Genomic DNA, 12,338 nt, shown 5'->3' with positions numbered 1-12,338 from the left:
TTCTTAAAGGAAATTTAACACTAACGGAGGTCTCGTCCCATTCGTACTTTCCCCTGTTCATCATGACTCACTAGACCCTGGCGCCGCTGCCGCCAGTTGGCGTGGCCCGAAAGTGGCACCACTTTTGCTTTGGCAATCCTGCGCAATCAGTTAACAAAGGAAACAGGTATATGGCTCCCAAGTTTTACAATGAGATATGGCTGGAAGAGGCGAAAAAGAAACCGGTCCCCCGCAAGCACTATGAAGAATACCTCAAGTGGCTGGAGCGACAGGAGGCCGATTTGCTGCTGAACAAACGCGAAGAAGCCGAGGCGCTGTTTCAGCAGGTGGGGATTACCTTCTCGGTATCGGGCGACGGCGATGGCACAGAGCGCACCATTCCGTTTGACATCATTCCCCGCGTATTCCCGCAACGAGAGTGGAACGCCTTGCAGCGCGGCGTCGAGCAGCGCGTCAGGGCCCTGAATATGTTCCTGCATGATGTCTACCACGACAAGGACATGATTCGCGCCGGGCTCATTCCTGCCGACCTGATCATCAATAACACGCAATACCGCCCGGAGATGGTCGGTCTGGATGTGCCGCATCAAACCTATGCGCATATCGCGGGCATAGACATCGTGCGCGCCGGTCAGGGTGAGCTGTATGTGCTCGAAGACAATCTGCGGGTGCCGTCCGGCGTGAGCTACATGCTGGAGAACCGCAAGATGATGATGCGGCTGTTCCCCGACCTTTTCAGCAAAATCAAAGTCACACCGATAGCGCATTATCCTGATCTGCTGCTTGAAACCCTGATCGAGTCGGCGCCTGAAGGCATCGACAAACCCACCATTGTGGTGCTCACGCCCGGTATGTACAACTCTGCATACTTCGAGCATACGTTTCTGGCGCAGCAAATGGGCGTGGAGCTGGTCGAAGGCAAGGACCTGTTCGTCAAGGACGATTATGTCTACATGAGAACCACCCAGGGGCCGCAGCGCGTCGATGTCATGTATCGCCGCCTGGACGATGACTTTCTGGATCCCGAGGTGTTTCGCAAGGATTCGGCGTTGGGCGTGCCGGGTCTAATGCGGGCGTACAAGGCGGGCAACCTGACGCTATGCAATGCCATCGGCACCGGTATCGCCGACGACAAGTCGGTGTACCCGTATGTGTCGGAAATGATCCGCTTCTATCTGGGCGAAAAACCGCTGCTGAGCAATGTGCCCACTTATATGTGCCGCAATGAAGAGGATAAGGCCTATGTGCTGGCCAACTTGAAGGAACTGGTGGTCAAGGAAACGCATGGTGCCGGCGGTTACGGCATGCTCGTGGGGCCGGCGGCCACGCGCGATGAGCTGGCCAGGTTCGAGCAGCTGATCAAAAAGGACCCGGCCAAGTACATTGCCCAGCCGACGCTGGCGTTGTCCACGTGCCAGACGTTCGTTGAGGCCGGCATCGCGCCACGTCATGTGGATCTGCGGCCGTTCGTGCTATCCGGCAAGACGATTCGCATGGCTGCGGGTGGATTGACCCGCGTGGCATTGAAGGAGGGATCATTGGTGGTCAACTCGTCGCAGGGCGGCGGCACCAAGGATACCTGGGTCATCAACCGGCGCGGTTAGGAGCACCGGCCGGACGCAAAGCGGGTGGATGCCGTCTGGCTGACCGCGCCGTCGCGCTGCAGCAGACCGCATTGTCGTCGAATCAAGAATAAGGAAGAATCATGTTAAGTCGTACCGCCGATCATATTTACTGGATGTCCCGTTACCTGGAGCGGGCAGAAAATACCGTGCGTCTGCTGGAGGTCTGTTACCAGACGACCCTTATGACCAATGACGAAGACCATTCGGACTATAGCTGGCGCAGTGTGCTGGCGACACTGGAAACGCTGGAACAGTATGAGGCAGAATGCGGCGCCATCAGCGCGGATCGGGTGATCGATTTTGTCGTCAACAGCAAGAACTACACCTCGTCCATCGTTTCATGCATCCGGTTGGCCCGGGAAAATGTGCGGGCGATACGCGGCACTGTGACATCCGAAGTATGGGAAACCATCAATGCTACCTGGCTGGAGATGAACCGCCTGCTCAAGACGCCGATGCTGGCCAGCAATCCGACGCGGTTCTTCGAATGGATCAAGACTCGTTCCCTGCAGACGTTGGCGCCCAGGAAGGTACCATGCTGCGCAACGAAACGTACAATTTCATGCGGCTGGGCACCTATCTGGAGCGCGCCGACAATACTGCGCGCATGCTGGAAATTCGTTTCTACCTGGAAAATGCGGCCGACGACAAGCGCAAGCTGGTCACCCAGCTCTATCACTGGACTGCGGTGCTGCGTTCGCTCTCCGGCCTGGAAATTTATCGTCAGGTGTTTCGCGAAACGGTCGACCCCAAGCGGGTGATCGAGCTGATTGTGTTGCATCCGGACATGCCGCATTCATTGGCCCATTCCTCATGCGAGCTGCTGGCTCATTTGCAAAAAGTACGCAATGCCAAATCCGATGAAACGCTGCGCCTGGCTGGAAGGCTGGATGCGGACCTGCGCTATACCACGATCAATGAAATTTTCAAGGCGGGTCTGCATGACTGGCTGACCAGGTATCTGGAGAATATGGAGGTGATCGGCCAGGGTATCAATGACGATTTCCTGTGGCAGCCGGTGCAATAGCATCATCGGCTGCTGCAGGCCTGAAGAACATGCAACGGCGCTGGCGGGGCGCAATCGGCTGCGGCAGTACGCGCGCCAGGGCGTGTGTCCCAGCTGGCACGGGGTGTGGTGCAGGTGCATCGTTGTCGCCGATTAGTCGAAACAAGGGGTAGGCGTCTGGGCGAAATTGCGTACAATGACTCATTGTAAAGTCATCATCAATGGTTGCATGGACTTTTCTCTTGATCAATTACTGCGTCCTTCCCCGGATGGAGCGTTTTCCGAGCTGCGTGACCAGGCCCAGCACCTGGCGCCGGAGTGGGAGTCTGTGCTGTCTGCGCTCAGGAATCTGGCTCCCGCTGATCTCAAGGGCTTTCTGGCATACATCACCGAAAACATCCAGAACCGCGGCAGTATCTACAATGCCTATAGCGAAGATGGCAGTACCGAGCCCTGGGAGTCGCTCAGTGTTATTCCATATGTGATTTCTGAGCAGGAATGGGACTTCATCGAGCTGGCGGTGGCCCAGCGCGCGGCGGTGATCAACGACACGCTGCGCGATATTTACGGCCCGCAGCAATTGATTCGGCGGGGCCTGGTGCCTCCTTCGCTCATATTCGGCCAGCGCGGTTTTCTATGGCCTTGTATCAATACCCTGGATACGCACGAAAATCACCTGCATATGTACGCGGTTGATATTGCCCGCGATGCGCAGGGGCAGTGGCGGGTGCTGAAGGATCGGACCCAGGGGCCGCTGGGTGCAGGCTATGCCCTGCAGAATCGCCAGATCATGAGTACAGCGTTGCCGGCACTGTTTAATCAGTTGCGGGTTCACCCGCAAACCGATTATTTCCGCGCGCTGCGCCAGACCCTGCTATCGAGCATGTCGGTCGAAGACGGTAACGTGGTTACGGTGCTGCTCTCGCCCGGCCCCAAACATCCGGCATATTTCGAACATGTTTTCCTGGCCCGGCAAATGGGGGTGCCGATTACCGAGAGCCTGGACCTGACCGTACGCAACGATCTGCTGTATCTGAAGACGCTGCGGGGCCTGCAGCGGGTGCACGTGGTGCTGCGTCGCCTGGAAGACAGCGAATGCGATCCGATGGAGCTGTATGGCAGCGACTATCCAGGTATTCCTGGCCTGCTGCAGGCCATCCGCAAGGGCAACGTGACGGTGTGCAATGCATTGGGCTCGGGCGTACTCGAATCTGCGGGCATGCTGGAATTTTTACCCGGCATCTGCCAGCATCTGCGCGGCGAACCCTTGCTGATGGATTCGATCCGCAGCTGGTGGTGTGGCGACGAGGCCAATCTGGAATATGCGCGCAAGCACTTTGATTCGCTGATGTTCAAATCCAGTTTTTCATCGATGCGCGCCAGCCCGCAGTACGTGCCAGATCTGAATCAGGTGCAGCGCGAGGCGCTGTTGCAGCGGCTGGAGACCAGCCCGCGTTCGTTGGTAGCGCATGAGGTAATGCCGCTGGCCCGCATCCCGGAAATTGATCTTGAATCGCAGCAGCTGCAGATGCGTCGCTTTACCATGCGGGTGTTCGCCACTCTGACCCATGATGGTTCCTATCAGGTCATGCCCGGCGGGGTGGTACGGGTCGAAGACAAAAGCAATACGCCGGTATTGTCTTCGCGCAACCGGCAGATCAACAAGGACCTATGGGTCTGTCGAGCGGGCCGTTCTGCCGTGCCGACGGAGGTTACCGTGCCGCCGGTTCGCGCCCGGGTGCGCAGTGTACCGGATGCGTTTGAGGCCAAGCCGCTCACGCTCGAACAATTGCTGGCGGCGCATACGACCACCCCGGCCCGCATTGGCGAGAATCTGTTCTGGATGGGGCGCTATGGCATCCGCGCCGAACTGTCGGTACTGCTGCTGCGCACCATCATCCGCAACCTGACCGAACGCGTGACCGAGAAGGAAACACTGATCACGTTGCTGTATAAGCTGGCAACGGATCTGCATGTACTGCCTGTGCCGTCGGCGCAATCCATCGGCGATGACGATACCTATGACATCAATTTCATTCGTCATCAGCTGGGCGCATCGCTGGCGCCTTCATCGCTCAGCGGCGCGCTGAACAATAATGTGAACTATCTGCATCAGTGTGCGTTCAATATACGGGAAAGGCTGTCGCTGGATGTGTGGTGGGTGGTCAACTACATGCCCGCCTATCTGGGTACCACCGAATTCGATCTGACCGTGGTGCAGCAGCGCATGCAGGAACTGTTCGCCAGTTGCTCGATCCTGTCGGGTTTTACGCATGAACAGATGACGCGTGATGAGGGCTGGAGCTTTCTGCTGTTGGGCCGTCTGATCGAAAAGCTGGGTCGCATGAGCGATACGCTTGGGTTTTTCCTCAAGCAGAGCGAGCATGACAAAACCATTATGCTCGAGTCGCTGCTGGAAATCGCCTACAGTATCGTGACCTATCGCGCCCGCTACCATCGCGAAGAAGAGATGCTGGCCGTGCTGTATCTGCTGGTGTTTGACCGCAGCAATCCTTATTCACTGCGCTACCTGTGCCAGAGCCTGCTGGATAACAGCGCTGCATTCAGTGTCCAGGAGGCGCAAAGCAGGCAAATCCTGCAAAAGGCGCTGGGCGATATGGATGCGATTGATCTGGCGCGCTTTGCAGTGGGAACGCCTGCAGCCGACCAGATTTATCAGCAACTGGCCAATGTATGCGCCGATATTTCTTACGGGCTGTCCATTTACGCCAACAGCATCAGTCATCAGTATTTTCTTGTTACCGAGACCATTACGAGCGATACCGGTCTTGAGGCGGCCAACAAGGAGTTCCTGTAAATGGTGACTTATCACATTCAGCATGACACGGAATATGATTACCACTCACCGGTGACCCAGTCGCGGCAGATACTGCGGCTTTCTCCGCGTATATTGCCCTGGCAGGGACCCGAGTCCCACACCATCAATATTGAGCCGTGTCCGGACAAGATCGACTTTTTGCTCGATTGCTTTGGCAATCCCCTGCAGTATTTCACCCTGATGGGTGACCACAACCGGCTGGCGGTGCGGGCGCATTCAGTGGTCAGCCTGACTCATCGGCGGCTGCCGGACAGCGCAGCTACGCCGCCCTGGGAAGAGGTCGTGAATCATTTGCGCTATATGTCGGGAAGGACGTATCTGCCCTATGACTTCGAGGCCACCCAGTTTCGCTTCGAATCGAATCACATCCGCCTGCTGCCCGCTATTGCCCAGTGGGCGCGTCAGGCCATCCGTCCCGGCATGCCTGTGCTGGCCGCGGTGGGAGCGTTGCAAGCGCGTATTTTCAACGAATTTGTGTTTGACCCGCAGGCCACCACCATTTCCACCCCGGTGCAGGAGGTCTTTCAAAAGCGTCGCGGCGTATGCCAGGACTTTGCGCATTTCATGATTTCCTGTCTGCGCGCGCTCGGCCTGGCTGCGCGCTATGTCAGCGGCTATCTGCTGACCCACCCGCCGGCCGGCCAGCCCCGGTTGGTCGGGGCAGACGCCTCGCATGCCTGGGTGTCCGTCTATATTCCAGGCCATGGCTGGGTAGACTCGGATCCGACCAATAATGTGTTTCCCGACCAGGAACATATCACCCTGTGCTGGGGCCGCGATTTTTCCGATGTCTCACCAATTCGGGGCATGATGTACGGAAGTAGTGCGCATAGTCTGAAAACCTCGGTTACGGTCATGCCGGAAAGTGAAATGCCGCGTTAAATTGCCTCTATTTCAGTTGTGATAATCGTAAATTTCCTGTCGGAATTATTTTTTCATCAGGGTTTTCCATAGGATTCGGTCGATTTTTTATATTCGCAAGTTATTGATTTATAACAATAAAAAATAGCGCTTAAAAATTTACCTTTAAACTTAAAAAAAAATTATTGACGAATTTTTTTTCTTATGAGAATTTAGATATATGTCTTAACTTCTTCCCGGAAAATTCGGTGTGAATAGTCAATATGATGTCGTGATCGTTGGTGGTGCAGCCACGGGCAGTTCGCTGGCCTATTTCCTGAGCGCATCGGCTTCCTTCGACGGTTCAATCCTGGTGATCGAAAAAGATGCCAGTTATCAGAAATGCGCAACGGCCCTGTCAGCCGCTTCCATCCGGCACCAATTCTCAACGCCGGAAAATATTCAGCTCTCGCAGTTCGGCACCGAGTTCCTGCGTCACTTCGGCGACACACTGGCCGTCGATGGCGATCGCCCCGATGTGGGCTTCCAGGAAAAAGGCTACCTGTTTCTCTCCACCCCTGGGGCGAGAAGGTCATGCGTGAAAACAATGCGCTGCAGCGTAGCCTGGGGGCCGATATCGTTTTGAAAACGCCTGCAGAACTAAAGGCAACATGGCCCTGGCTGAACGTGGAAGACCTGGCGCTTGGCTCCTACGGCGTAACAGGCGAAGGGTGGCTGGATGCCTATGGCATGATGCGCGCGTTTCGCCGCAAGGCTATCGCCCAGGGGGTCACCTACATTGAAGATGAAGTCGTTGCCATCAACAAAGCCGGCAGAACCGTGACAGGCGTGACCCTGAAAAGCGGCAGGCAAATTGCCTGCGCCACGCTGGTCAATGCGGCCGGAACAGGGGCGGCGGCGCTCTCGGCGCAGGTGGGCGTGGTGTTGCCGCAAGAGTCGCGCAAGCGCTGCGTCTTTTATTTCACCTGCCCCGAAAAAATTGCCGATTGCCCCATGGTGATCGATCCGAGCGGCGCCTATTTTCATCCGGAGGGTGAAGGCTTTATTGGTGGCATACAGCCCCCGCAGGATCAGGATCCCGAATGCTTTGACTATGACGTTCAGCATGAGTTGTTCGATGAGCTGCTGTGGCCGATTCTGGCCGCACGCGTTCCGGCCTTCGAAGCCCTGCGCTGCGAGCATGCTTGGGCGGGCCATTATGACTACAACACGTTCGACCAGAATGTGATTCTTGGGTACCACCCAGCTGTAGAAAATATGGTTTACGCTAATGGTTTCAGCGGACATGGTATGCAACAATCACCCGCTGTTGGTCGCGGGCTGGCTGAACTTATCGAATTTGGAAAGTATCGCAGTCTTGACCTCTCCCGCATGAGCTGGGAACGTGTTTTGAACAATCAGCCCATTGTGGAGCAGAATGTGTGGTAGTGGTGGTAAGTAGCGTGACCGGCGTGTGCCTGTCGCATATTCAAAATTGGTTTTGCCTCGTGCAGGACCCATGCTCGTCGATCAGGAGAAAAGCATGAATAAAATGTTGAAGAGAGTATTTCTGGCCTCCGCGCTTACCGCTGCCTTCGGGACGCCGGCGCTGGCCGCAGATGAAATCAAAATCGGCCTGGGCGCGCCCATGACAGGGGGCAGCGCAGCGTTTGGCAAGCAGTTGCAGACCGGTGCACAGGCAGCCATTGATGCCATCAATGCCAAGGGCGGCGTTAACGGCAAGCAGCTCAAACTGGTTACCGTTGATGACGCATGTGATCCCAAGCAGGCGGTCGCTGCCGCCAATCGCCTGGTTGATCAGGAGAAAGTCACGGCCGTGATCGGTCATTTCTGCTCGTCCAGCACCATCCCCGCTTCCGAAATCTATGACGAAGCCAACATCCTGAACATCACGCCGGCTTCGACCAATCCCAAGGTGACCGAAAGGGAACTGTCAACGATTCTGCGCACTTGCGGACGCGATGATCAGCAGGGTGAAGTGGATGCGCAATTCATGAAGGATGTGCTTAAGGTCAAGCGCGTTGCGATCATCAATGATAAAGATACTTACGGTGTCGGCCTGGCCAATGCCACGCGCGATGCTGCCAAGAAGCTGGGTATTGAAGTGGTGCTTGAAGACGGCGTGACACGCGGCGAGCGTGACTACAATGCGCTGGTCACAAAAATCAAGGGCGCCAACGTGGATGCCGTCTTCTTCGGTGGTCTGTATGCCGAGGCCGGTGTGCTGGTCAAACAGATGCGTCAACAGGGTCTGAAAACGCCATTCATCTCTGATGATGGTATTGCCGATCCCGCTTTCGTGACTGCTGCAGGCGGTATCCAGAATGCAGAAGGCGTATATATGAGCTTTCTGAAAGACCCGCGCAATGACCCGGCTTCCAAAGAAGTCGTTGATGCGCTGAAAAAATCGGGTAGCGATGCCGAGGGCTTTACACTGTATTCCTATGCTGCAGTACAGGCTGTCGCAGCGGCACTGGCAGCCAACAAGGATGAGACAGACGGCACCAAGCTGGCCGACTGGCTCAAGGCCAATCCGGTTCCCACAGTAACGGGTAACAAGGGCTGGGATGAAAAGGGTGACCTCAAATCCAACGACTTCGTGCTGTATGTCTGGAACAAAGACGGCAAGTACGTAGAGTATAAAAAGTAAGGTCTGAACGGGACGGCGCATGACATCAACATGCGCCGTCTGCATTTACCGCATAAATACTCCCAAGAAGCGATGGCTGTTTTTTCGCAAAACACCAGACCTTTGTCTTCACCCTGAAAAGGTACAATCATGGATTGGTATATTCTGGGCCAGCAATTGGTAAATGGCGTCACGCTGGGCGCTATTTACGGCTTGATTGCAATTGGCTACACCATGGTTTATGGCATTATCGGCATGATCAATTTCGCCCACGGTGAAATCTACATGATCAGTGCTTATATCACTGCAATTGCATTTGCCGTATTCACATTTCTTGGCATAGATTCGCTGGCGCTTTCCTTGCTGCTTACCCTGATGGTCACCATGTTTATTACCGGGCTGTATGGCTGGTATATTGAACGCACCGTGTACCGTCCGTTACGCACGACCAATCGCCTGGCCCCGCTGATTACGGCCATCGGCGTTTCCCTGCTGCTGCAAAACTATGTGCAGGTCAGCCAGGGGCCCTATGTACAGGGTGTGCCCTCGGTTATTCAGGGTGGCTTTACTATCGGGTCTGATGCCGGCTTCTTCCAGATTCGCTATATCGATCTGCTGATTGTGGTTGTCAGCTTTATTGCCATGATGATCCTTACCTGGGTGATTCAGAAAACCAGCCTGGGCAGGCAATGTCGGGCGGTTGAACAGGATCGCAAGATGGCGACCATCCTGGGAATCAATACCACCCGAATTATTTCAACTGTATTTGTCATCGGTTCGGTGATGGCGGCGGTGGCCGGTGAACTGGTCACATTCAACTACGGCTCTTTCGATTTTCATATTGGCTTTATTCTGGGTATCAAGGCGTTTAGCGCGGCCGTGCTGGGCGGAATTGGTTCGTTGCCCGGCGCCATGCTGGGCGGCCTGATCCTGGGTGTGCTCGAATCGCTGTTCGCCGGCTTCGTGAGCAGTGACTACAAGGATGTGTTTTCCTTCAGTGTGCTGGTGCTGGTGCTGATCTTCAAACCGAGTGGCCTGCTGGGCCGGCCTGCCGTGGAGAAAGTGTAATGAGTACCACGCAAACTACAACCATCGATTTTGGCCATTCATTGCGCGACGCTGTGGTTGCCGGCATCTTGACCATGCTGGTATTCAGTCCGATTACCAATTTCGTTCTCAAGCAGTACTCGTTCACGCTGGACTGGTTCCGCAGCCCGTTCTTTCTGAATGGCGTGGCTATCGGCCTGATTGTCGCGTTCGTGCGCTTTTTTGTATCGGTGGGCGCGCAGACACAGACCGGGCAGAACTTCATCCAGAACTTTATCAAGACCGAACACGGTGTTGAGGTGGAAGATGAGTATGCCGATGGCGGCAAGCGCCTGAGGCACGTACTGCTGTGGGGCGGCGGCCTGATGGCACTGTTCCTGGCGCTGGGTCTGTCCGGCATCATCTACCGGGCGCCGGCATTGCCTGGTGCTGGTCGTGCTGTTCGTCATGATCGCCATGGGTGTGCGTATACCGAAGCGCCGGGGCAAGAAACATCCGTGGAAGGGTGCGCTGCCGGTGTTGTTTCTGGTGGGCCTGTTGCTGCCTTTGTTGTTCTTCTACTTCGGCTGGTTCGGCAAAAGCTGGATCAATAACCTGACCCTGGCCATGGTGTATGTATTGCTGGGGCTGGGTCTGAATATCGTTGTCGGGCTTGCCGGTTTGCTTGATCTGGGCTTTGTGGCGTTCTATGCGGTCGGCGCCTATTTTCTGGCATTGGGCGCCGAGTACCTGGGTATCGGTTTTTGGACCGCGCTGTTTCTTGCGCCTTTGCTGGCGGCGCTATGCGGCGGGCTGCTGGGGTTTCCGGTACTCAAGATGCATGGGGATTATCTGGCCATTGTGACGCTGGGTTTTGGCGAAATTATCCGCCTGGTACTGGTCAACTGGATCAGTTTTACCGGCGGTCCCAATGGCGCATCGGTTCCGGACCCGACTATTTTCAATCTGGAATTCGTACGGCGCGCACGCGGTGACGCAGTGGCGTTTCATGACTTTTTCGGTCTGCCGTACAGCAGTGACTATCGTTATCTCTTTGTCTATTTGTTGCTGTTTGTGATCAGCATGATTGCGCTGCGCTTTTTTACCCAGTTGCGCGTCATGCCCATCGGGCGATCCTGGGAAGCCTTGCGGGAAGACGAAATTGCCTGCCGCTCACTGGGCATTAACCACGTGACGGTCAAGCTGTCCGCCTTCATGCTGGGCGCGATGATCGGCGGTCTGGCAGGCGTATTTTTTGCCACGGCACAGGGCTTTATCAGTCCGCAATCGTTCAACTTTTTCGAGTCGGTGCTGATTCTGTCTATTGTGGTGCTGGGCGGCATGGGATCATCCATCGGCGTGATCATCGCTGCCTTTACGCTCACGCTGTTGCCTGAATTCCTTCGCGAATTTGCTGGTTATCGCGTGCTGATTTTCGGTCTGCTCATGATTTTGATGATGATCTGGCGGCCCAACGGCCTGTTGCGGCCGAAACGATCCGTATTCAGAAAAAGCGAGGTGGCATGATGGCCCAGGACGTGAAAGAGGACGCGATACTATCGGTTCAGCACCTGACACGCCGATTTGGCGGCATTATTGCCAACAATGATGTCAGTTTCGATGTACGCAGGGGATCGATTACGGCGTTGATCGGCCCCAACGGCGCCGGCAAAACCACGGTCTTTAACTGCATTACCGGCTTTTATACGGTCTCGGCCGGACATATCTACCTGACCCAGCCTGACGGACAAGTGGAAATCGGCGAACTGCTGGGCCGCAAGGTAACCGGTGGTTCATACCTGGTTGCCCGTGCCGGTATCGCCCGTACGTTTCAGAACATCCGTCTGTTCAAGGATATGACCGTGCTGGAAAACCTGTTGGTGGCGCAGCATCGCAAGCAGAACCGTAACCTGTTTTCCGGCCTGCTGGTCACCTCGGATTTTTCAGACAAGGAAGAGGCCACGCTGGCCCGTGCTTTCGAGTGGCTTGAGATCGTTAATTTGTCCGAAGACGCCAACCGGCTGGCGGGCGAACTGTCCTATGGTCGCCAGCGTCGCCTGGAAATCGCGCGCGCCATGTGCACCGATCCGGCAATTATCTGTCTGGATGAACCGGCCGCCGGCCTGAATCCGCGTGAAACCCGGGAACTTTCAGCGCTCATCCGCAAGCTGCGCGACGAGCATAAGGTGACCGTTCTGCTGATTGAGCACGATATGGGCCTGGTTATGGAGATTTCCGAGCATATTATTGTGATGGATCAGGCAAGGTGATTGACGCCGGCACGCCGGAACACATTCGCAATTCCGACGTGGTGATCGCTGCCTATCTGGGCACCGAAGTGGAGGACTAAGC

The 12,338-nt window shown here is 55.7% G+C and carries 7 protein-coding genes and 3 pseudogenes; all 10 read left to right on the top strand.

The window, feature by feature from the left end; all coding sequences use genetic code 11:
- Positions 1-170: 170 nt before the first annotated feature.
- The 10 genes and pseudogenes from TKWG_RS19965 (at position 171) to TKWG_RS19920 (ending at position 12,336) form a co-directional block, all read left to right on the top strand.
- Positions 171-1,604 carry a circularly permuted type 2 ATP-grasp protein gene (locus tag TKWG_RS19965; RefSeq protein ID WP_014752583.1) on the top strand — a complete coding sequence of 478 codons (1,434 nt, stop codon included), beginning with the start codon at positions 171-173 and terminating at the stop codon, positions 1,602-1,604.
- A 101-nt stretch (positions 1,605-1,705) separates the two neighbouring features.
- A pseudogene (locus tag TKWG_RS19960) lies at positions 1,706-2,652 on the top strand (alpha-E domain-containing protein).
- Between the two features lie 208 nt (positions 2,653-2,860).
- Complete coding sequence (locus TKWG_RS19955) at positions 2,861-5,449, top strand: circularly permuted type 2 ATP-grasp protein (protein WP_014752582.1); 2,589 nt, start codon at positions 2,861-2,863, stop codon at positions 5,447-5,449.
- On the top strand, positions 5,450-6,352 hold the full coding sequence (locus TKWG_RS19950) for a transglutaminase family protein (protein WP_014752581.1): 903 nt from the start codon (positions 5,450-5,452) through the stop codon (positions 6,350-6,352).
- Between the two features lie 229 nt (positions 6,353-6,581).
- Positions 6,582-7,759, top strand: a pseudogene (locus tag TKWG_RS19945) (NAD(P)/FAD-dependent oxidoreductase).
- A 94-nt stretch (positions 7,760-7,853) separates the two neighbouring features.
- Positions 7,854-8,981 (top strand): branched-chain amino acid ABC transporter substrate-binding protein, encoded by a 1,128-nt coding sequence (locus TKWG_RS19940; RefSeq protein WP_014752578.1) that lies wholly within the window; start codon positions 7,854-7,856, stop codon positions 8,979-8,981.
- A gap of 129 nt (positions 8,982-9,110) precedes the next feature.
- Positions 9,111-10,028, top strand: coding sequence for an ABC transporter permease subunit (locus TKWG_RS19935; RefSeq protein ID WP_014752577.1), 918 nt, complete (start codon positions 9,111-9,113; stop codon positions 10,026-10,028).
- On the top strand, positions 10,028-10,600 hold the full coding sequence (locus TKWG_RS27425) for a hypothetical protein (RefSeq protein ID WP_014752576.1): 573 nt from the start codon (positions 10,028-10,030) through the stop codon (positions 10,598-10,600). Before TKWG_RS19935 ends, TKWG_RS27425 begins: the two co-directional genes overlap by 1 nt.
- Positions 10,524-11,513, top strand: coding sequence for a high-affinity branched-chain amino acid ABC transporter permease LivM (gene livM / locus TKWG_RS19925; protein ID WP_407636940.1), 990 nt, complete (start codon positions 10,524-10,526; stop codon positions 11,511-11,513). The genes TKWG_RS27425 and livM overlap by 77 nt, the downstream gene beginning before the upstream one ends.
- Positions 11,510-12,336, top strand: a pseudogene (locus TKWG_RS19920) (ABC transporter ATP-binding protein). Before livM ends, TKWG_RS19920 begins: the two are co-directional and overlap by 4 nt.
- The last annotated feature ends 2 nt before the right edge of the window (positions 12,337-12,338 follow it).

Origin of the sequence: Advenella kashmirensis WT001 (assembly GCF_000219915.2) — a bacterium.
Classification (GTDB): domain Bacteria; phylum Pseudomonadota; class Gammaproteobacteria; order Burkholderiales; family Burkholderiaceae_B; genus Advenella; species Advenella kashmirensis.
Note: the sequence above shows the minus strand (reverse complement) of the source record. Positions and strands in the feature narration are given on the sequence as shown.